We start from the raw sequence: 20,443 nt of genomic DNA, 5'->3' as shown, positions 1-20,443 counted from the left end.
GAACGGCATCCAACCTAGGCGCGGCGGATTATCCGGTCAAGCAAGTGATACGTATGGGAATGCGGTGCTAGGCTCCCGGCGCATCGACGACGGTCACATCTGCGGAGGTATCCGATGGCTCAGCGACTCCTCATCACCGGCGGCTCGGGCAAGGTGGCGACCTCGTTGCGCCCGCGCCTGGCCGCCCCGGGGCGCACGCTGCGACTGCTGGACATCGTGGCGCCGGCGCCGGTCGACGGGAGCGGCGACGAGGAGGTGGTCATCGCCTCGGTGGACGACCTCGACGCCCTGACCGCGGCGTTCGCGGACGTGGACGCGATCGTCCACCTGGGTGGGCAGAGCAAGGAGTCCGACGCCGAGGACGTGCTGCGGCTCAACGCGTACGGGACCTATTGTGTCCTGGAGGCGGCCCGCCGCGCCGGGGTGAAGCGGGTTGTCCTGGCGTCGTCGAGTCATGCCGTCGGTTTCCACGAGCGCGACGACAGCTACCCCGACGGGCTCCCGGCCGACCTCCCGCCCCGCCCCGACACCCTGTACGGCTGGAGCAAGACCGCCGTCGAGTCGCTGGGCCGCCTGTACGTGGACCGCTTCGGCCTGGACGTGATCTGCCTGCGCATCGGCCTGTGGTTCCCGACGCCGCCGCAGCTGCGCGGGCTGGCCCTCTGGCTGTCACCCGACGACGGCGCCCGGCTGGTCGAGGCCTGTGTCGCCGTCGAGCATCCGGGATATCGGATCGTCTGGGGTGTCAGCCGCAACACCCGCCGCTGGTGGTCACTGGCCGAGGGCGAGGCGATCGGCTACTTCCCGAAGGACGACGCCGAGATCTTCGCGGAGCGGTACGTGGCGGAGTTCGGCGAGCCCGACTTCGAGCACGACCCGCTGTTGAACCGCGTCGGCTCGTACTGGTGCGACCACCCGCTCGGTCAGCGTATGGGCTAGCGGATGCCCTCGCGGCGCAGGGTCGTCGCGAGCGCGTGGGTGTGGGCGGTCACGGCCGCCACCACCTTGTCCAGGTGGGCGCCCTTGGCCAGGTCGGCCGGCATCGAGCAGGAGATGGCGTCGGTGGCCGGGATCCGGTAGCCGACCGCGACGGCCACGCAGGCGACACCCTCGGTGCCCTGCTCGACCTCGAAGGCCCAGCCGCGCTTGCGGACCGCGTCGAGCTCGGCGTGCAGGGCGGCGCGGCCGGTGATCGTGCTGGGGGTGACCGACTCGAGCTCGGCCGGCAGCAGTGTGTCCACTTCGGCCTCGGTCAGCTCGGCGAGCAGCGCCTGGCCGAGCCCGGTGACGTGGGCGGGCAGCCGGCGGCCGACCCGGGAGATGACCCGTTCGGCCTCGCGGGACTCGCGGCTGGCCAGGTAGAGCACGTGGGTGTCGTCCCGGCGGGCGTAGTGGATCGTGTGCCCGACCTCGGTCCGCAGATCCTCGAGAGTTTCGTACGCGAACCGCAGCGCCGGGTCACGGTCCAGGTAGGCCGTACCGGAGAGAAGGGCGTGGGGGCCGACGCCGAAGGCCGAGCCGCTCTCGTCGGACTCGACCCACTTGAGCTCGCGCAGCGTGCGGACCAGGGCGTGCAGGCTCGACCGCGGGTAGCCCATGCGTTCCTGGAGCTCCGACAGTGTCAGTTTGGTCGGTGAGGCGGCGAGCGTCTCGAGGATCTTCACCGTGCGCTCCGCCGACTTGACCGGCGAGGAGTCATTCGCGGTGATGGATGTGTGGGTGGCCGGTCGGGATCGAGCAAGAGCCATGTCAGCCACCATCGCGATCGATTGTTTCAGGACTGTTGACGGCCATAGTACCGAAAGCTAGCTTGTGCGTACTTGCCTTCCACAAGCTCGAAACGCTTCCACATATGTAGACAGGAGGCATCCACATGTCTACCAGAAGACTGCTGGCCGCGGCCGTGGCCGTACTGATCACCGCCACCGGGCTCACCGCCTGCGGCGACGACGGTGCGCCGGAACAGGACGCGAACGCAGCGCTGGACATCTGGATCCGCAAACCCCCGGGCTCCGGCTCCGAGAAGACCGCCCAGGCGATCGCCGCCGGATTCACCGCCGCCACCGGCACCCCGGCCAAGGTCACCGCGCTCTTCGAGGACTTCGAGACGAAGCTCCAGCAGGCCGCGGCCCAGAAGGATCTGCCCGACATCGTCATCAACGACACCGCGCAGCTCGGCACGCTCGTCAAGCAGGGTCTGGTCCGTGAGGTGGACAAGACCGCGCTGGCCGGTGGCGCCGACCTCACCCCGACCTCGTGGGACGCCGCCACGAGCGCCGACGGCAAGACCTTCGGCGTACCGTTCTCGGCCCAGTCGTTTGCGCTCTTCATCCGCAAGGACTGGCGGGAGAAGGTCGGTGCTGAGCTGCCGAAGAGCTGGGCCGATCTGGACGCCCTCGCCAAGTCCTTCACCACGGGCGACCCTGACGGCAACGGCAAGGCCGACACGTACGGCTATGTCGTACCCGGCTCCACCAAGCGCGGTTACACGGCCTGGTACCTGACCAGCTTCCTGTGGTCCGGTGGCGGCGACTTCCTCAGCGGTGACGCCGGCAACTACACGCCGGCGATCAACACCCCGCAGTCGGTCGCGGTGGTCGACGAGTTCAAGAAGCAGTTCTGCACCGACAAGGACGTCGTCCCCGGGGCGGTCACCCTCGAGACCACGCAGGCGCATCCGCTCTTCGAGACGGGCAAGGGCGGGATCTACTTTACCGGGCCGTACAACATGGCGCGGTTCGACAAGAGCCTCGGCAAGGACAAGTACGAGGTGGTCGCGCTGCCGGCCGGTCCCGGTGGCAAGGCGCAGTCGCTCGCCGAGGGGGAGAACGTCTACCTGATGGCCGGCAGCACCAACGAGACCGGGCAGCAGAAGTTCGCCGAGTACGCCGTCTCCGTCGCGGGTCAGACCATCGGCATGGCCGGTGACTCCGACGGTGGCATCGTCCGGCTGCCGGTCAACTCGACCGTGCAGCTGGCCTCGGTCCGCAAGGACACGCGGTGGGCGACGTTCGAGGAGGTCTTCAAGTCCTCCGGCCGCTACACCCCGGCGGTGCCCGACTGGACGCCGTTCCGCCAGTCCGCCGCCGAAGCCCTCAACGGCATCGTTGCGAACTGTTCCTCGGACACCAAGACCGAGCTCGACAAGCTCGCCAAGACCTTTGACGAGGAGCTGACCAAGCAGGGGGTCAAGGGATGACGATGGCGCCCGCCGCGCCGGTACGCACGGACGAGCCCCCGTCCGTCGCACCGGTGCGGCGGAGCCGCTTCCGCAGGCATCTGCCCGCGTGGCTCTTCCTCGCCCCGGCCCTGCTGCTGTTCGCGGTGTTCAAGTTCGTGCCGATGTTCCGTGCCGTGGAGATGAGCTTCCACGAGGTGCGCCCCTACCTCGGCGATCGTTTTGTCGGCCTGGACAACTACCGCGAGGTGCTCACCAACCCGTCGTTCACCGACGCGATCGGCCACACGATCGTGCTCGCGGTCGGTCAGACCGTCGGCTCGCTCGTCCTCGGGTTCGCCCTCGCGCTGCTGCTGGAGGGCTCGTCCCGCGGCCTGTGGTTCGTGCGTACGGCGGTGTTCCTGCCGACGGTCGCCGCCATGGCCGTGGTCGCGGAGCTGTGGCGCATCCTCTACTACCCGGCCGGGGACGGCGCGATCAACAGCATCCTGGGCTGGGTCGGCGTCGGCCCGTCGCAGTTCCTCAACGACGCCGGCTCGTCGTTGTGGTCGGTCATGGGTGTCGGCATCTGGCGCGGCGCCCCGTACGACATGATGATCTTCCTGGCCGGGCTGGCCGGTGTGGACCGGACCCTCTACGAGGCGGCGGCGGCCGACGGCGCCGGGCCGTTGCGCCGGCTGTGGCACGTGACGATCCCCGCGCTGCGACCGGTCCTGACCATCCTGCTGACCCTCGCCGCCATCCGCGGCCTGCGGGTCTTCACCGAGATCTTCCTGCTCACCAACGGCGGCCCGAACGGCGCGTCGGAGGTCGTCATGACGCTCGTCTACAAACTCGGCCTGGAACGCAACGAGCTCGGCATCGCCTCGGCCGGCTCGGTCCTGCTGCTGCTCGCCACGGTGGTGCTGACCGTCGCCGTCCAGGTGGCCCGGCGCCGGGGGGAGCAGCGATGAGCCGCCGCAACGCCGGAGCCCGGCTCGACACCGCCCTCGGCTGGGGCGCGGCTCCCGGCCCCGTCGCGTTCGCCGCGCGGGTGCTGCTCTATCTGGTGCTGGTGGCCGTTTTTTCCGGGCCGCTGATCGCGTTGCTGGTCAGCGCGTTCGGGCCGGTGACCGATCCGACGCGGCTCACGCTGATCCCGCGCGGGCTGACCCTCGACAACTTCGCCGCCGCCATCGACCGGGACGTGCTGCGGTACCTGGCCAACTCGTTCATCGTCGTCGGCTGCGGGCTGCTGCTCCAGATCCTGGTCAGCGTTTCTGCGGCGTACGCACTGGCCCGGAAGCGATTCCCGGGCCTGCAGCTGGTCATGCTCCTGATCCTCTCCACGCTGATGCTGCCCGAGGAGATCCTGGCGATCCCGTTGTCGCTCGTGCTGGCCGACGTGCCGATCTTGCACGTCAACCTCATCGGCACGCTGGCCGGCATGATCGTGCCCGTCGGCGCGTGGGCGTTCTCGATCCTGGTCATGACGGAGTTCATGAAGGAGATCCCCGCCGAGCTGGAGGAGGCCGCCCGGCTCGACGGCGCCGGTGACCTGCGGATCTTCTGGTCCGTGGTGCTGCCGCTGTGCCGGCCCGCGCTCGGTGTCATCGGCATCTTCGGCTTCACGATGATCTGGGACCAGTACATGTTGCCGCTGCTGGTCGCCGACGACGCCGCTCAGTTCACGCTGCCGCTGGCGTTGCGGACCCTGCGCAGCGACGATCAGGTCGGGCTCGGTGTCCTGCTGGCCGCCGCGCTGCTCGCCCTGCTGCCTTCCGTGCTGGCGTTCCTCGCCCTGCAACGCCAGTTCATGCGCGGCCTCACCTCGGGAGCGATCAAAGGATGACAGACCTTCCGGTACGCGACGTGGCGGTGACCCCGATCGCGTTCCCCGACCCGCCGTTGCTCAACTCGGCCGGTGTGCACGAGCCGTGGGCGCTGCGCGCGATCGTGGAGATCCGCTGCGGTGACGGCCTGACCGGCGTCGGCGAGACCTACGGTGACGCGCCGCACCTGGCTCTGCTGGCCGCGGCCGCTCGTTCGCTGACCGGCCTCGACGTCTTCGACCTCGCGGGTCTGCGCAGCCGGGTCGCGGCGGCCATCGGCACCGTCGACACCCCGGACCGGCACGGGCTGACCGGCGGTTCCAGCGCCGCGAAGACGCTGGCCCGGGTCGTGTCGCCGTTCGAGGTCGCGCTGCTCGACCTGCAGGGGAAGGCCATCGGCCGGCCCGTGCACGCCCTGCTCGGCGGCAAGGTCCGGGACACGGTGCCGTTCTCCGCGTACCTGTTCTACAAGTGGGCCGGTCATCCGGGCGCCGAGCCGGACGAGTACGGCGAGGCCCTCGACCCGGCCGGGATCGTGGCGCAGGCCCGAAAGCTGGTCGACCGGTACGGCTTCCGGTCGATCAAGCTCAAGGGTGGGGTGTTCCCGCCGGACGAGGAGATCGCCGCGATCCGGGCGCTCCGCGCGGAGTTCCCCGGCCTGCCGCTGCGCCTCGACCCGAACTGCGCCTGGACCGTGGGCACCTCGGTCAAGGTCGCCGAGGAGACCGCCGGGCTGCTCGAATATCTGGAGGACCCGACCGGTGGCCTGGCCGGCATGGCCGAGGTCGCCGCGCTCGCCCCGATGCCCCTGGCCACGAACATGTGTGTGGTTCAGTTCGCGGACCTGCCCGAGTCGGTGGCACGTGGCTCGGTCGGCATCGTGCTCGCCGACCACCACTACTGGGGTGGGCTGTCCGCGTCGGCCCGGCTCGCGACGATCTGCGACACGTGGGGGCTCGGCCTGTCGATGCACTCCAACAGTCACCTCGGCATCTCGCTCGCCGCGATGACACACCTGGCGGCGGCCACACCGAACCTCACGTACGCCGTGGACACCCATCTGCCGTGGCAGCTCGGGGTGGACGTCGTCGATTCGCCGCTGACCTTTGTGGACGGTGACGTGGTCGTGCCCGACGCACCGGGTCTCGGGGTGGCCGTCGACCCGGACGCGCTGGCCCGGCTCCACGAGAACTACGTCGCCTGCGGGATCACCGAACGCGACGACACCGCGTACCGGCGCCGGTTCGAGCCTGGTTACGAGAAGCTGAGGCCACGATGGTGAGCGGGCACGCGTACCCGTGGGACGTGCTCGGCGACCCGGACTTCGTGGCGCGGGCCGCCACTGCTGTGCCGTCCGTGACGCTGGCAGCGACTTATCACTCGACCCGTGCGGCGACACCGCTGCACCCCGCGCGGCAGATCGTCGACGCCCGCTACGCGGCGTTGTACCGCCCGGTCCGGGAGTCCGCCTGGAAAGGGCAGCTGCTGCGGGCGGCGGCCCCGGACTGGCTGGACGAGAAGGACCCGTTCGGCGAGGCGGCCGAGGTGCTGCGGTCGGCCGGGCTGGCCGTCACCGCGTGGATCGTGCTGACCCACAACACCCGGCTGGGCCTCGAGAACCCGTCCGTCACGGTGGTCAACTGCTTCGGCGAGCACTACCCGTACGCGTTGTGCCCGGCGCATCCGGCGGTGCGCGCCTATGCGGCGACGCTGGCGGCCGAGGCCGTACACGGGCTGGACGTCGACGGGATCTCGCTGGAGGCGTGCGGTCAGCTGGGGCTCCAGCACCTCGGCCACCACGAGAAGACCGACGGCGCGTGGAGCGACCTGGCCGTACGGCTGCTGTCCATCTGCTGCTGCGCCGCCTGCCGGTCCGGCTGGACGAACCCCGACACGATCGTCGCCACCCTGCGCGAAGCCGTCCGTGCCTCCGTGGAGCCACCCGCGGAGCTGCTGGCCGAGGTGCTCGCGAACCGGCAGGCGAACACGGACGCTCTCCGCGCCGAGGTGCTGGCGGCGGTCCGGTCCCCGGGCAGGCCGATCACCCTGCACGCCAACCCGGACCCCTGGGCCACCGGCCCGTCACCCGGGCTCACGCCGGCCGCGGCGGCCGACGTCGACGCCCTGCTCGTCCCGGCCTGGCCGACCACCCTGGCCTCCGCTGACCTCGTACGCCAGGCGGCGGCGACCGGTGTGCCCGTGGACGCGTACGTGACGGTGCTGCCACCGGCCGACCCCGGTGTGCTGCCGGCGCACGTGGACCGGTTGCGGGCGGCCGGGGCGAGCCGGATCAGCCTGTACCACCTGGGCCTGGCCGGTCGCGGGCGTCAGGACCTGCTCAGGGAGATCGCTTCCCGGAGATGACGCAGGTCCCGCGCGACGGTGGCCCCGGGATCGGTCATCGGGTAGTGCGCGTGCAGGGAGAGCGGTCCGTCGTAGCCACGCTGGTGCAGGGTCCGCAGGATGTCCGGCCACTCGAGGACACCACCGTCGGCGAGCGGCTGCCAGCCGAGCCGCTCGCCGAGCCAGGCCGCGTTCTTGACGCCCACGCAGGCCACCCGGTCACCGAGCAGGTCCAGGCTCATCGCCAGGTCCTCGCGGCCCTCCATCACCTGGTTGCCCGGATCCGCGTAGACCGCAAGCTCCTCGGTGAGCCGCAACGCGTGGGCTGCCGAGGGGTGAATCGTCCCGTGATGCAGCTGCAGGGCGATCCTCAGGTGATGCCTTCGCGCCAGTGCGGCCAGGGCGGCCAGCTCCCGCCGGGCCTCGGCGGCGATGCGCTGATACCCCAGCCCGGCGTCGTACCGCCACCAGCCCACCCGGACCAGCGGCACACCGGCCTCCGCGCAGACCCCGAAGACCCGGTCGGCGGTGGCGTCGGCCCGCACCAGATCGGTCGTGACGACGTCGATCCCGAGCCCGTGCCGGGCGAACTCCTTCGCCACCTCGAGCAGCCGCTGCGGCTCCCCGGGCGTCACGGTCTGCCCGTCCCGGACGACAACCTCGCCACCGTCAGCGCTCATGCCGCCCAGAATCTCCGCGAGCCGCCCGGGCTCGAGTTCCCCGAACGGCTTCGTCATGACAAGTACGCGGAAGGCATCCATGGATGAGGACGATACGCAGCGAGCGGCGCTGATGCACCCAGCGCGCCGACCGGAGGCGCCGGAATCGGGTCCCCTGCTGGTGGTGCCGGCGCCGCTGCGCGTACAGGAAAATGGGTCCTTTTTGCAGGGTTTGCTATGGCCATTGACCCGGCGCGGGGGACCGTGCAGTGTGGACGCGGTGACTCCACGTGAGGAGAGCTCGTGAAGATCGCCGTCGACATGGAGTTGTGCATCGGCTCGGGCACCTGCGCCATGACCGCTCCGGCGGTCTTCGACCAGGACCAGGACGAGGCGCTGGTGGTCATCCTCGACCCGGAGCCGCCGCCCGAGCAGTGGGAGGCCGTGCGGTCGGCCGTCCGCCACTGCCCGGCCGCGGTGATCACCGTGCTGGACTGAGGTTGTCAGAATGGCCCGGTGTATGGACCGGAGTGGCACGACATCCAGCCCTTCCGCCTGACCTGGCCGGACGTTGATCCGGCCCGGCACCCGTTCGACCGGGACCAGGCGCTGACCGTGGTGCGGGAGCTGGTGGCCCCGGCGCCCGAGCGTCCCGCCAAGGGTTCTCCCTATGCGCAGATCAGCGCGTGGAACAAGCGCGAGGCCGATCCGTGGGCCAACGACGCCAGCCGGGTGCTGGTGCGGCACTACGGCTCGTGGGCCTCCGGCTGGCGCTGGTCGCCCGGCGAGGGTGACTGGGACGGCGGCCCGGTCGGGTCCTGGTGCTGCGCCCAGCATTCGATCACCACGCCCGACGGCACCCTGGAACTGGTCGCCACCTGCCTGGTGGAGTGGCGGGACCATCTGGAGGATCTGGCCGAGCGGTTCGGGCGGTTCCTGCCGCTGCCCGCGGACGCGCCGGCCGACGTGCGGCTCGACACCTTCGAGCGCGCGGTCGCCAACCTGACGACGGTGGTCGCCGATCGCACCCAGGGCGACAGCGGCTGGTACGGCCATCTCAGCCTGGTCCTCGACTGGTTCCTGGCCGCGGGCGATTATCCCGTGCAGGACCACAAGGAGCTGATCAGAGGCACCATCCGCGGCAGTTTCCAGAGCTGGGTGAGCCCGTCGAACACCAAGATCCGTGAGGTGGCCGAGAAACTCGGCGCGGACCTCGCCCACGCCACCGATGACTGATCACCTGCTCGGCTGGCTGCGGATCCGCGAGCACGTCCCCTGGTCCGGGCTCGGCGTCGAGACCGGTCCGGTCCGCGGCCGGGCCGACGGCGTCGAGGACTTCGTCCGGGACCGCCGCCCCGAGCTCCTCCCGGCCCTGACCCGGGTCCGTACCGCCGACGTCCTCACCTTCGAGACCCTGGCCTCCTGGCTCGGCCTCCCGGCCACCTTCCGGACCGGCCCCGCGTACGCGAAGAGAGGCCGCGAGCACTACGGCCTGCATCCCGGCATCGAGCGACGCCTCGCGGAGTGTCTCGCCGAAGCCGTCGCACCGGGCGTGCCGGTCGCCGCGCGGGCCGCCCGCGTCTACCTCGACGTCGCGTTCTTCCACCCGTTCCCCGACGCGAACGCCCGCGCCGCGATGCTGGCGCTGTACTTCGTCCTGCTGCGCGACGGTGTGGTCCTCGACCGTGCCGAGCCGATCCTGCTGGTGACACGCCGTGCCGACGACGCCGAGGGCGCCGCCGACCTGGCCCGGCTGGTCGACATCATGATCGCCGCCACCCGCCGGCGAACGCATCGGCATACGCTCCCGGCGTGACTGCTGAGAACACGGACGTCGAGGCCGGGCGTACCCCCGAGCGGGTCGGGTTCTTCACCGACGCCGTTTTTGCCATCGCGATGACGCTGCTGGTCATCGAGATCCCGCGCCCCGAGGAGGCGCCGGAGTTCAGTGTCGGCGACGGCGTGAGCAAGACGCAGGCCGCCGGGCATCTCTGGCACTTCCTGACCGGCCAGACCGGCTCGTTCGTCGCCTACCTGCTGGCCTTCTTCATGCTCTGGACGGCCTGGCGGCAGCACCACACGCTCTTCGACCGCATCGGCCGGCTCTCACCCGGGCTGGTCGCCTGGCACTTCCCGTTGCTGCTGCTCATCGGCTTCCTGCCCTACCCGGCCACGGTCTACGGTCACCACACCGCCAACCCGGCCGCGGCGCTGCTCTTCGTGCTGACCGTCGGCGGGCTGCTGATCTGCCGGGCCGGTGTTCAGAGCCAGGCGCTGCGGGACGACCTGCTGCACGCCCACGTGGACGCGTCCGAGGTCGCCGCGGGTGCCCGGGCCTCGTGGATCGTCGCCGCGTACTGGCTGGTCACGATCGTGCTGTGCTGGTGGACGCCGTGGGTGATCATCGCCTGGACGCTGACCCCGGTGCTCGGGGCGATCCTCAACCGGGGGAGCAGGCGTCGAAGGACTTCGATAGGTTCGAGCTGACCACTCCAAGCCGGACCGTGACCCGGTCCGCGACGGAAGGAAGTTCGACCGTGCGCAAACTGCTGGTGGCAACGCTTGCCACCGCACTGACCTTGGCCGGTGGCGCGCTCCCGGCCCAGGCCGCACCCGCACCCGGCGGCGCCGGGCTGGGGGACGAGTATTTCCCCGACTACGGCAACGGCGGTTACGACGTCTCGCACTACGACGTCCGGCTGCGGTACTACCCGTCCGACGACCGCCTGACCGGCACCACCACGATCCTGGCCGAGGCGACGCAGGACCTCAGCTCGTTCCACCTGGACTTCGTGCTCGACGTGGCCTCGGTGAAGGTCAACAACCGGCCCGCGACCTTCAAGCGCGAGGGTGACCACGAGCTGGTCGTGACCCCGGCCCGGGCGGTCACCGACGGCCAGGCGATGACCGTGGTGGTGCAGTATTCCGGCGTGCCGTCCAACAAGGTCGCGGCCGGCTTCACCGCCTGGGTCCGCACCCCCGACGGTGCCCTCGCGGTGGGCGAGCCCGAGGAGGCCTGGTGGTGGTTCCCGAGCAACGACCACCCGAGCGACAAGGCCACCTTCGACGTCTCGGTCGCCGTGCCCGACGGTGTCGAGGTGATCAGCAACGGTGTCATGCCGCGCAACCCCGTGCAGGAGATCCTGGGCTGGACCCGCTGGAGCTGGCGGTCGGTCAAGCCCCAGGCGACCTACCTGGCGTTCCTGGCCATCGGGCAGTACGAGATCACCCGTGACACCACGGCCGACGGCCAGCAGGTCATCAACGCGTACTCCGACCTGCTCACGCCCGACTTCGAGGACGCGGCCAAGGCCAGTGTCGAGCGGACCGCCGAGATCGTCGACTGGGAGAGCGGGCTGTTCGGCCCGTACGCGTTCGAGGCCCGCGGTGGTGTTGTCGCCCCGCCGGACACCCTCGGTTTTGCCCTGGAGACCCAGACGCGGCCGGTCTACTCGTCCGGCTTCTTCCGCTCCGGGTCGAACACGTCGGTGATCGTGCACGAGAACGCCCACCAGTGGTTCGGCGACACCGTGTCGGTCGACCAGTGGAAGAACATCTGGCTCAACGAGGGCTTCGCCAGTTACGCCGAGTGGCTCTGGTCCGAGGAGCAGGGTGAGGGCACCGCCCAGGAGATCTTCGACTACCTGTACGCCGTCGAGCCCGACGACTTCTGGACCGTCGCACCGGCCGAGCCCGGTCCGTCGGAGATCTTCGGTGGCGCCGTCTACGACCGGGGGGCGATGACGCTGCACCAGCTCCGGAACACCATCGGCGACCAGGACTTCTTCACGCTGCTGAAGACGTGGGTGGCCGAGCACAGGTACGGCAACGGCAACACCGAGCAGTTCATCGCGCTGGCCGAGAAGGTCTCCGGTGAGCAGCTCGACGACCTGTTCGACGCGTGGCTCTACACGCCGTCGAAGCCGGCCGTGGACGGCATGTCGGCGTTCGCGGAGCCGGTGGCGCCGAAGTCGTGGGCCAAGATCCAGCAGACGCACGAGCTGCTGCGCGACCACAGCTGAGCGGCGGGGCCCTGCGGGATCATCGGCCCTGCAGGGCCCTCGTCAGCTGGTCGGCCAGATCCCGCGGCAACGCCGGACTACGCCCGACCAGCACCTCGTGCACCCGCTCGTTGAGCACCCGGCTGAACGTCACGTAGTTCGGTGAGACCGGGCGCAGACGGGCGGTGTCGATCGCCTCGCGCAGCCGCGGCAGGTAGGCGTACTTCTGCTTGATCGCCTCGTCCTCGTAGACGGCGGCCCGGGTCGCCGCAAAACCGCCGTTGTCGAAGAGCAGCCGCTGACTGCGTTCGTTGGTCAGGAACTCGATCAGGGCCTGCGCCGCCCGGGGCTTGGTCGTCCGCTCCGAGATCGCCAGATTCTGCCCGCCGAGGACACTGTCACCCGGCAGCCGTGTCACGTCGAAGGCGAACGGTTTGCCGGCCGGCTCGGCCGTGCGCATGGCCCGGTAGGCCACCGGCCAGTTGCGCATGAACATCGTCTGGCCGTCCCGGAACGCACTCCGGCTGCTGGTCTCCTCGAACGACACCGAGTCCGGCAGGACCAGCCCCGGTTTTGCGTCCCGTGAAGGTGTGAGCAGCTTGGCGGCCTCGTCCCACTTGGCCAGGTCGAGAGTGACCCGGCCGTCGGGCGCGACCGCCAGGTCACCGCCCAGCGACCACACGGTCTCGAGGAAGTTGACCGTGAGTCCCTCGTAACTGTTGAGCTGACCGGTCCAGGTGGCCTTGAAACCGGGCTTCGTCCCGGCGGCACGGATCTTCGACCAGTCGAACGGCGGCTTCAGCCCCTGGTCGGTGCGGTAGTAGAGCAGGCCGGCGTCGGTGTTGAACGGCAGTGCCCACAGCTGATCGGCGTACCGGCAGGTGGCCAGGGGCTTGGTCATGAACGCCTGGTCCGGCCGCTCGGCCAGCAGCGACTCGTCGATCGGGCGGATCAGCCGGCGCCCGGACGGCGGGGCGGCGAAGCGGGCGGTCCAGGCCACGTCGAGGTTGAAGATGTCGGTGCCGCCGTCGCCGGCGCGGTTGACCATCTCGGCGTACTGGCCGTCGGCGGCCTCCGGCAGGGTGACGATCCGGGCCTGGTTGCGGGGGTGGGTGTCGTTCCAGATGGTCACCAGCTGCTGCCGCTGCCCGCCGGCGCTGTCGTCCTGCCCGCTGAGGATGACCAGTTCGCCGCTCTCGAGCTCCTCCGGGCCGGCGAGCGGGCCGAAGACGAACAGGCAGGCCGCGATGGCGGCGCCGGTCAGGTTGCCGGCGACGAACGTCATCCAGTGTCTGCGGCGCGGCATGTCAGTTCCCCGTTTCCCAGGCGGCCCGGAACAGGCCGGTGAGCACCGGCTCGAGTGAGCCCTTTCCGGCGTCGAAACAGCGGCCGCCGGTGCCGGTCGCCAGGCCCGCCAGCGTGGCGTCGGCGCAGCTCACGTCCCCGACGGCGATGACAAAGATGCGGACACCCGCGGTCTGTGCGGCCGACGGGCGCGGCTGCCCGCTGGTGTCCTGACCGTCGGTGAGCACCACCAGCGTCCGCAGTGGATCACCCGGGCCGGCGCGCAGGGCGGAGGCGCCGCGGCGGACCGCCTCGTAGAGGGGTGTGCCCCCGGCCGGCTGGATCGGCGCCGTGGCGCGGTGGACCCGGCCGACGGGGTCCGCACCGGCCGGGGCGATCGGCAGCACCTCACGGGTGGCCCGGCCGCTGAAAGTGAGCAGGCCGAGCTCGTCGCGCCGGCCCAAGCGGGTGGCCGCCTGCTCGACCGCGGCCGCCGCGACCTCGAAGCGGGTCCGATCCGGGTCGGGTGTCACGGTCCTCATCGAGCCGGACGCGTCCAGCGCGACCAGGAACCGGCCGGGCCGGCGGGTGGCCGCGTGGAGCGTGGCGGTGTCGCTGCGGGTCAGTTCGTCCGGCTCGTCAGGGACGACACGGGCGAACGGCCAGACGGTGAGAGCCCCGTAAGCCGGCCCGAGGGGCTCGTCCGCGTCCAGGCCCGGCGGGCGCAGACCGGCCCGAAGCAGCACCTGGCGGCCCGGGATCTGCCGGAGCCAGCGCACGAACCAGGTCGCGTACGCCCGGGTCGTCGCGCTCTGGGCGCGTCCCTGCCAGTCCAGCGTCACCACGACCTGCTCCAGCGCGGGCGTGTCGGCCGGATAGAACGCCAGCAGCCGGTCCGCGGACGCCGGGGGAGCGGCACCCGTGCACGCGCCGTCGAGGGGATCACCGCGGTTGAAGCGGACGAGTTGCTGCTCGGTGACGATCACGGCCGTGCTGCTCCGGGCCGCCCGCTGCCGGCACAGCAGGCCGGCCTCGTCGCCGACCGGGTAGGTGCCGGCGTCGAGAGCCTTCTCCAGCGGCTGCTCGACCGTGGTCCGCGCCACGGCCTGGTCGATCGTGCCGTCGGCGTACAGCTTGGCGGTGGCCATGCGGGCGATCACCGAGGAAGCGAAGTCGGCGCGGACGACCCCGGGGTCCCGGCTGACCGCGGCGAACAGGTCCGGCCAGGACAGCACGGCCCGCCGCAGGCCGTCGTCGGCGCGGGCCCGTGCGGGCACACCGAGCACGACCGGTGTCTGCGCGACCTGCTCCACGCGGTCGATGACGTCCCGGAGCCCGCCGGGCGGCACGTCGGTCGCCGCCGCCGGCAGCCAGACGTCCGGTTGCGGCCCGGCGTCGCGGAGGTAGTCGGCACCGTCCTCGCCGGTCGTCCAGCCCCGCCGCAGCCCCGCGGTCACCTCACCGGCCTCGACCGGATAGACGTAGAGATCAACACCGCGGCAGCCGTGCTGCCGGCCGGCGACCCAGTCCTCGAACCCGGCGGCTATCTCCCTGTACGCGGTGAGCCCGCCCGGCGCGGCAGCCACGCGGACCTGCACCGGTGTCGGGCAGCCGCCACCGCCGATCGTGCTGTCCGCCTGCGTGGCGCAGCCGCTGAGCAGTCCACCGAGCACGAGCAGCGGCACCAGCACCCGCCGGGACAGCGGTCCGTGGTTCGTGGGGACCGGTGCGGGTCGCGGCCTCGGCGTGCGGACCGGTTGCGGCCGATCGACGACCTGGGGCAGCGCACTGTGCGCGATCCGCAGGACGCCCTGCATCCGGTGCGCCGAATAGGTCGGGTTCTGCCGCCGCCCCTTCGCGATGCGTCCCATCTGGGTGGCGACGTACTGGTACAGCTCGTTGACGTCGACCTCGCCGTCCCGGTTGAGGTCGGCCTCCCCGGTCTCGAGCCCGTCCACGACACAGCGGGTGAAGAGACCGCTACGGATCTTGTCGCCGTCGCCGTTCGTCTCGAAGGCCTGCTCGATCGACGTCGACGCCGTGATGATCACGGTGCCGCGGGTGCGCCGGTCCTCCTCGTCCTCCTCGGTGGCGGCCTGGCCGGGCGCGGCCGGCGGGAGCGGGATGGCCAGACCCTCGTCGTGCACAAAAGCGCCGGAGAAACAGCAGTCGAGCAGCACGACGGTCTTGCGCGCCGGACTGTTGCGCATCTCGTGGCTGACGTGCTCGGCCGAGAGCCCGGTGACCCACAGGGAGTCGGGCACGGTGTCGCGGTTGACGAAGAACAGTTTGCCGCGATCGTCGCGTTTGCCGTGTCCGGTGATGGCCAGCAGCAACAGGTCGTCCGGCTTGGCCTTGGAGAAGAACCGCTTCACCGCCAGCCCGGCCGCACGCACGGTGGGATTGTGGAGGACCTTGACCTCGAAGTCCCCGATGCGCGGGTCGGCGAGGACACGTTTCAGGTCGGCGGCGTCCTTGGTGGTGCCGGGCAGCGTGGCGAAGGTCCTGCTGCGGTAGCGCTGCGTCGCGATGATCAGCGCACGTCTACGAGTCAGGGTCGATGACCTCCTCGATGAACGTCTTGATCAGCTGGTCCGCCTGCGCGTCGGTGGCGTTGGTGAGGATCAGCTCGCCACGAGGGGTGCGGAGCTCGATGCGGCCTCGACCCTTACGGCCCTGCCGGCGCCGCCAGTCGGCCACGTAGGTCAGCAGGTGGGTCAGCACTTCCGGCTGCGCGACGATGGTCAGCAGCAGGGTGCCGACGGCCAGCAGCTCGGCGCTCTTGGCGCCGTCGGGAGCCTCGCCGGGCCGGGTGGCCTGCTCGACGGAGACGATGTCGTCGAAGTCGTGCAGCTCGTCGAGGAGTTTGTGCATGGCCTCGTCGGACGCGGTCTCGTCGTCGGCCACCACGGTGATGCGAACCACTATTGTCTTGCCCACACTTGAACCCTACACAGTGGAATCAAGATCTTTCAGTCCGTGATCCTCAGTGCAGCCGGGCCTCGTCGGCCGCCTCCCGACCCGACTCCCAGCCCTCGAGGTTGCCCACCCGGAAGCCGCGCCCACGGACCGTCTGCGGGAACGAGCGGTCACGGGCCTCGCGGACCCGCAGATCGCGGGAGGCCAGCACCGGCAGCAGCGCCGACGTGTCACCGGTCTGCTCCAGCGCCACCCGGCTGGCCTCGGCGAGCCGTTCACCGATCCGGACCGCATAGCCGACCAGGAACGACTGCCGGAAGGTCTTGAGCCGGGACCGTCCCGCCTTGCCGCCGGGCGGCTCGGTGCGGGCCATCGCCCGGTGCGCCTGGACCAGCAGCGAGGTGTGCAGCAGGTCGACCGCGTCGATGTCGGCGTCGAAGCCGAACACGGTCGCGAAGCCGAACTCGGGCGACCACACGACATGACAGCGGTTGGCGCGGGCCACCGAGGTCAGCAGCGACGCCTTCTCGTTCTCATAGGGGTGGTCGACGCCGATGCGCCGGGCGTACGGGATCACGGTCTCGCTGTCGGCGCTCAGCAGCGCCTCGTCGAGGCTGTGCCGCGAGATCAACTCCTGCGCCTTGGCCGTGTAGGCCTCGGCCTCGGCCGGGAACGTGGTGGCCTCGGCCTTGGCCAGCAGCGCCCGCACCCGTTCGAGCTTCGCGTCGGTGCCGGGCGCCCGCCGGGCCGGCGTCGCCTGACCCGGCGGCGGGACCAGCATCTCGATCGGTGGCAGCGTCGCCAGCAGGGCGAGCAGCGACAGCATCGCGTCGATCAGCGTCACCCGGTCGACCCGGCGGTGAGCGACCGTCTCCCGCAGGTAATCGGCGTCGTCACCCCACCAGGGCCGGGCGTCCAGCTCGGTGGCCTGCGCCCGCCAGCGCGCGTCGACGCTCTTCGGGGCAAAACCTCGCAGGTACGCCGCGACGGCATCCGCGATCAGCAGCGGCTGCACCCCTGAACCGCGCCGGGTCACGACCCGGTGCAGCTCGGCGGGCTGCCAGCCACCCCGCCAGAGCCGCGCGGTGGCGTCGAACAGCGCCGCGGTCAGGACCGGGTCGACCTCCGTGGCCGGCGCGACGGCGAGCAGGTCGAGGCCGTCCTCGTACCCGGTCTGCCCCGCGACCACCGCGGCGATCGTCTCCCGCACCGATTTCACGAGGTCATGATGCCCGGTCCCCCGGAATGCCGTCGGACCGCGGTGCCGCCGGGCGGCGCACGTCACCCGTCCGGTCGTACGGTGTGATCATGACGACGGTGACCCAGCTGGTGGCGTTCTGCGGTGTGGTGAGTCTCGGGGCGATGTCACCCGGGCCCGACTTCGCGGTGGTCGTGCGCCGGTCCGCCCTCCGCGGCCGGACCGAGGGCATGGCCGCAGCCGCCGGCATCGCCACCGGGGTGTTCCTCTGGGCCGTCGCCGCGGCCGCCGGGGTGGCCGCCCTGGTCGCCACGGTCCCGGTCGTGCTCACCACCATCCGGTACGCGGGTGCGGCGTACCTCGCCTACCTGGGCATCCGGGCGTTACTGGCCGCGTTCCGCCCCGCCCCGGACGGCCTCGCGGTCGCCCCGGGCACCACCGGCGGCGCCTTCCGCGACGGGCTGCTGTGCAACGCGCTGAACCCGAAGGCCGCAGTGTTCTTCCTGGCCCTGCTGCCGCAGTTCCTGCCCGCACACCCCACCGCGGTCGACACGCTGACCCTGTCGTTGCTGGCAGTGGCCGTGACCCTGGTGTGGTTCTTCACGGTCGCCAACCTGGTGGCCGCGTTCCGGCGCCTCTTCGCACGTTCCCGCGTCCGCCGCACGATCGACGGCCTCAGCGGCGCGGCCCTCCTCGGCCTCGGCGCCCGCCTGGCCCTCGCCCGCTAGGCGCCGGCCTGGTCGTCAGGCTCGACGGGTGACGAGGTCAGGGTGTGCCAGGCCGTCAACGCCGGACGGTCCGGGGTCCGAAGAAGTGGGGGCTGTACCAGATCAGGCGCTGCGTAGTGTCCTCGCTGAGCAGTGCATGGCAGTTGTAGACGATCAAGCCGAGGCGGGGGGTGCAGCAGCCGCTTGAACTCGTGGCGGCGAACGGCCACCTCATGCCGGTCCCACAACTGACCGAACCACGGGCTGCGAGTGGTGAGCTCGTCGATGAGCCGGATGGCGTCCGGATCCGCCGGGTCCCGACGGGTGACGCCGGCGCGCAGGTCGGCGACCAGGGTGTGTGCCTCCGCGTCATGGTCCTCGGCAGGAAATTGGGCGCGTATGCCGGAATCGGTTAACCAGCGGTACACGAAGCTGGCGGTGATGTCGGCGGGGTCCGGTGCCGGGCCGTTCAACTCGATCGCAAGCCGCGCGACCTCGTCGCGGCGCAGACCGGCGACCCTGCGCCGCGGACCGGCGGTCAGCCCGACCTCGGGTTCGGGTTCGTGCAGGTCGGTGAGCAGTGGGACGAGGCCGGACCGATGCCGTCACGCCGGGACTTGAGGAACGCTCCTAGCTCGAGGAAATCACCTTCCCGTCGGCGTACGGAGTACCGCTGGAGGGCTGGTTCATCCCGGCCGCCGGAGACAGCGACAAACTGGTGATCGCCAACCATCCCATGGGCTTCAGCCGCTCCGGGCTGCCCACCCACCTCGAGCCGTGGCGCTCGCAGTGGGCGCCCAGCGGCAACGACATCGAGATCAATTTCATCCCGGACTACGTGCTGGGCTCGATTGCCTGTGCCCGCAGCCGCGCCGACACGCGCGCCATGAGGATCGGCCCGTTCAGTCGCTGCCTCGGCGCCAACGCGACGTTCTGTGCGGCTAGCTGTGTTGCCTGGGGACGTTGGTCAAGCGGGCGATGGGGCTCGTAGGCCGCCAATGGCGGGTGATGTTTTGTGACAAGCGCTGCCGTTGTGGTACCGGGTCCGGGTCATTCCGCGGTGCGCGGTCGTTCGCCTGCGAGCAGCGCGAACGACGCCAGTGCGGCGGCCAGCAGAGCCGCCACCCAGATGACAAAACCGCGGTCGACACCCTGCGGCGCCAGCAGCACCCCGGAGATCACGACCGCGACGGCGGCCGTGGCCATCACGAGGCGGGTGGTCCGTTGCGCTGTGACACCGGCAGGGACGGCGGTGCCGGGCTCGATGCCCTGCCAGCGCCACACGGCCATGGTGATGACCGCCGCGCCGGCGGCTCCGGCACTGCCGGTGACGATCAACGGCACTGCCAGCCCGTAGAGGCCCAGGGCCGCGGCGCTCGCGCCGGACAGGGCGAGCAGGGTGAAGGTCACGACCGCCAGGCTGTGCAGTGCCGCGCTCCGGCGCAGACGCCACAGTTCGGCACTCGTCATCACGCTTCTCCGCCCGGCTCGGTCGGCGTCATCATCCCACGGTCGTCACCCGCGGGACGCCGGTCAAGGGCGTCCGGGGACGCGGGTGGTTCTCGGGCGGGAGCCGCGGCGGGGGCGGCGGCCGGGTCCGCCGCCGCGGATCCGGCGCGGGTGCGGGACCGGTGGGGGAGCGGGCCGGCGTTCCGCGGTGGTCGTGAGGCGCAGGATGGCCGCGAGCAGGACCGACACCACGATCGCGTCGAGCCAGTAGTGGTTGGCGGTGCCGACGACGACGAGCAGCGTGAGCAGCGGGTGGGCCAGCCAGAGCCACCGCCGGCGACCACTGGTCAGCCTGATCAGGGTGATCGCCACCAGCAGGGCCCAGCCGACGTGCAGGGACGGCATGGCCGCGTACTGGTTGGTGAGGTCGTCGGTGCCGGGGGTGCCGTAGACGCTGGGGCCGAAGAGGTGGCCGGTGTCGACCAGGCCGGTCTCCGCGAGCATCCGGGGCGGCGCCAGCGGGAACATCAGGTGCACCACCAGTGCGGCGCCGGTGAGCAGGGCCAGGGTCGTGCGGACCGCCCGGTAGTGGCCCGGGCGGCGCAGGTACACCCACAGCAGGAAGCCGATCGTGGCCGGGAAGTGCACGTACGCGTAGTAGCTGTTCGCGACCTGGACGAGGTCGCCGGCCCGGAGGATCAGGTGCTGCAGTCCGGTCTCGCCGGGGAACCGCAGCAGGCGTTCGATCTCCCACACCCGGTCCGCGTTGACGAGCGCCTCGTCGACACGCCCGTCCGCCACCAGCCGGCCCAGGCTGTACGCCACCCACAGCGCGGCGATCAGCGCCAGTTCGCGCAGCGGCGCCGGACGCTCCTCGGAGGCCACGCTCACGGG

Annotated in this window: 22 protein-coding genes; 13 read left to right on the top strand and 9 right to left on the bottom strand. The window is 71.1% G+C overall.

The window, feature by feature from the left end:
- The first annotated feature begins 114 nt into the window (after positions 1-114).
- Positions 115-939, top strand: a complete 825-nt coding sequence (locus AFR_RS26280) for an NAD-dependent epimerase/dehydratase family protein (RefSeq protein ID WP_023364241.1) — start codon at positions 115-117, stop codon at positions 937-939.
- On the opposite strand, the gene AFR_RS26275 is transcribed toward AFR_RS26280, so the two are convergent.
- Positions 936-1,748 carry an IclR family transcriptional regulator gene (locus AFR_RS26275; RefSeq protein ID WP_052359820.1) on the bottom strand — a complete coding sequence of 271 codons (813 nt, stop codon included), beginning with the start codon at positions 1,746-1,748 and terminating at the stop codon, positions 936-938. The two genes, AFR_RS26280 and AFR_RS26275, sit on opposite strands and share 4 nt — an antisense overlap.
- A 125-nt stretch (positions 1,749-1,873) precedes the next feature.
- Between AFR_RS26275 and AFR_RS26270 the strand changes: the two genes are divergently transcribed.
- The 5 genes from AFR_RS26270 to AFR_RS26250 are packed head-to-tail and all read left to right on the top strand — an operon-like array spanning position 1,874 to position 7,353.
- Positions 1,874-3,199 carry a sugar ABC transporter substrate-binding protein gene (locus tag AFR_RS26270; RefSeq protein WP_041841152.1) on the top strand — a complete coding sequence of 442 codons (1,326 nt, stop codon included), beginning with the start codon at positions 1,874-1,876 and terminating at the stop codon, positions 3,197-3,199.
- Positions 3,196-4,131: a carbohydrate ABC transporter permease gene (locus tag AFR_RS26265; RefSeq protein WP_023364235.1), complete on the top strand. Its 936-nt coding sequence runs from the start codon at positions 3,196-3,198 to the stop codon at positions 4,129-4,131. Before AFR_RS26270 ends, AFR_RS26265 begins: the two co-directional genes overlap by 4 nt.
- Positions 4,128-5,009: a carbohydrate ABC transporter permease gene (locus AFR_RS26260; RefSeq protein ID WP_023364233.1), complete on the top strand. Its 882-nt coding sequence runs from the start codon at positions 4,128-4,130 to the stop codon at positions 5,007-5,009. Before AFR_RS26265 ends, AFR_RS26260 begins: the two co-directional genes overlap by 4 nt.
- Positions 5,006-6,271 (top strand): glucarate dehydratase family protein, encoded by a 1,266-nt coding sequence (locus AFR_RS26255; protein ID WP_041841151.1) that lies wholly within the window; start codon positions 5,006-5,008, stop codon positions 6,269-6,271. The genes AFR_RS26260 and AFR_RS26255 overlap by 4 nt, the downstream gene beginning before the upstream one ends.
- On the top strand, positions 6,265-7,353 hold the full coding sequence (locus AFR_RS26250; protein WP_023364229.1) for a hypothetical protein: 1,089 nt from the start codon (positions 6,265-6,267) through the stop codon (positions 7,351-7,353). The genes AFR_RS26255 and AFR_RS26250 overlap by 7 nt, the downstream gene beginning before the upstream one ends.
- Here AFR_RS26250 and AFR_RS26245 read toward each other — a convergent pair.
- A complete protein-coding gene (locus tag AFR_RS26245; RefSeq protein WP_148308064.1) occupies positions 7,317-8,093 on the bottom strand; it encodes a sugar phosphate isomerase/epimerase family protein in 777 nt (258 codons plus the stop codon). The genes AFR_RS26250 and AFR_RS26245 overlap by 37 nt on opposite strands.
- Before the next feature lie 201 nt (positions 8,094-8,294).
- Between AFR_RS26245 and AFR_RS26240 the strand changes: the two genes are divergently transcribed.
- The 5 genes from AFR_RS26240 to AFR_RS26225 are packed head-to-tail and all read left to right on the top strand — an operon-like array spanning position 8,295 to position 12,013.
- Positions 8,295-8,489 carry a ferredoxin gene (locus AFR_RS26240; RefSeq protein ID WP_023364226.1) on the top strand — a complete coding sequence of 65 codons (195 nt, stop codon included), beginning with the start codon at positions 8,295-8,297 and terminating at the stop codon, positions 8,487-8,489.
- Positions 8,490-8,507: 18 nt separating this feature from the next.
- Positions 8,508-9,227 carry a hypothetical protein gene (locus AFR_RS45345; RefSeq protein ID WP_052359474.1) on the top strand — a complete coding sequence of 240 codons (720 nt, stop codon included), beginning with the start codon at positions 8,508-8,510 and terminating at the stop codon, positions 9,225-9,227.
- Positions 9,220-9,807 carry a Fic family protein gene (locus AFR_RS45340; protein WP_052359473.1) on the top strand — a complete coding sequence of 196 codons (588 nt, stop codon included), beginning with the start codon at positions 9,220-9,222 and terminating at the stop codon, positions 9,805-9,807. Before AFR_RS45345 ends, AFR_RS45340 begins: the two co-directional genes overlap by 8 nt.
- Positions 9,804-10,478, top strand: a complete 675-nt coding sequence (locus AFR_RS26230; RefSeq protein ID WP_023364224.1) for a TMEM175 family protein — start codon at positions 9,804-9,806, stop codon at positions 10,476-10,478. The genes AFR_RS45340 and AFR_RS26230 overlap by 4 nt, the downstream gene beginning before the upstream one ends.
- Positions 10,479-10,528: 50 nt before the next feature.
- Positions 10,529-12,013 carry a M1 family metallopeptidase gene (locus AFR_RS26225; protein WP_023364222.1) on the top strand — a complete coding sequence of 495 codons (1,485 nt, stop codon included), beginning with the start codon at positions 10,529-10,531 and terminating at the stop codon, positions 12,011-12,013.
- 19 nt (positions 12,014-12,032) lie between these two features.
- On the opposite strand, the gene AFR_RS26220 is transcribed toward AFR_RS26225, so the two are convergent.
- Genes AFR_RS26220 through AFR_RS26205 form a run of 4 tightly spaced genes read right to left on the bottom strand, consistent with a single transcriptional unit; the run spans position 12,033 to position 17,414 of the window.
- Positions 12,033-13,298: an extracellular solute-binding protein gene (locus AFR_RS26220; protein ID WP_084298139.1), complete on the bottom strand. Its 1,266-nt coding sequence runs from the start codon at positions 13,296-13,298 to the stop codon at positions 12,033-12,035.
- 1 nt (position 13,299) lies between these two features.
- Positions 13,300-15,810 (bottom strand): caspase, EACC1-associated type, encoded by a 2,511-nt coding sequence (locus AFR_RS26215; RefSeq protein WP_438829945.1) that lies wholly within the window; start codon positions 15,808-15,810, stop codon positions 13,300-13,302.
- Positions 15,811-15,820: 10 nt separating this feature from the next.
- Positions 15,821-16,216, bottom strand: a complete 396-nt coding sequence (locus tag AFR_RS26210) for a hypothetical protein (RefSeq protein ID WP_148308063.1) — start codon at positions 16,214-16,216, stop codon at positions 15,821-15,823.
- Positions 16,217-16,262: 46 nt separating this feature from the next.
- Positions 16,263-17,414, bottom strand: a complete 1,152-nt coding sequence (locus AFR_RS26205) for a DUF2786 domain-containing protein (RefSeq protein ID WP_023364214.1) — start codon at positions 17,412-17,414, stop codon at positions 16,263-16,265.
- A gap of 89 nt (positions 17,415-17,503) precedes the next feature.
- Here AFR_RS26205 and AFR_RS26200 point away from each other — a divergent pair, with 89 nt between their 5' ends.
- The gene (locus AFR_RS26200; protein ID WP_041842739.1) at positions 17,504-18,121 is read left to right on the top strand and encodes a LysE family translocator; all 618 of its coding nucleotides are present in this window, start codon (positions 17,504-17,506) and stop codon (positions 18,119-18,121) included.
- Here AFR_RS26200 and AFR_RS48725 read toward each other — a convergent pair.
- The gene (locus AFR_RS48725) at positions 18,118-18,573 is read right to left on the bottom strand and encodes an MmyB family transcriptional regulator (protein WP_158510571.1); all 456 of its coding nucleotides are present in this window, start codon (positions 18,571-18,573) and stop codon (positions 18,118-18,120) included. The genes AFR_RS26200 and AFR_RS48725 overlap by 4 nt on opposite strands.
- A 245-nt stretch (positions 18,574-18,818) precedes the next feature.
- On the opposite strand from AFR_RS48725, the gene AFR_RS46240 reads away from it, so the two are divergent.
- Positions 18,819-19,091 (top strand): hypothetical protein, encoded by a 273-nt coding sequence (locus AFR_RS46240; RefSeq protein ID WP_148308062.1) that lies wholly within the window; start codon positions 18,819-18,821, stop codon positions 19,089-19,091.
- 59 nt (positions 19,092-19,150) lie between these two features.
- On the opposite strand, the gene AFR_RS26185 is transcribed toward AFR_RS46240, so the two are convergent.
- Entirely contained in the window at positions 19,151-19,570 is a 420-nt protein-coding gene (locus tag AFR_RS26185; RefSeq protein WP_023364207.1) for a hypothetical protein, read from the bottom strand.
- Between the two features lie 63 nt (positions 19,571-19,633).
- The gene (locus tag AFR_RS26180; protein WP_023364205.1) at positions 19,634-20,440 is read right to left on the bottom strand and encodes a phosphatase PAP2 family protein; all 807 of its coding nucleotides are present in this window, start codon (positions 20,438-20,440) and stop codon (positions 19,634-19,636) included.
- Positions 20,441-20,443: the final 3 nt, after the last annotated feature.

Source organism: Amorphoplanes friuliensis DSM 7358, assembly GCF_000494755.1.
Classification (GTDB): domain Bacteria; phylum Actinomycetota; class Actinomycetes; order Mycobacteriales; family Micromonosporaceae; genus Actinoplanes; species Actinoplanes friuliensis.
This window is presented reverse-complemented; position numbering and strand designations above follow the sequence as displayed.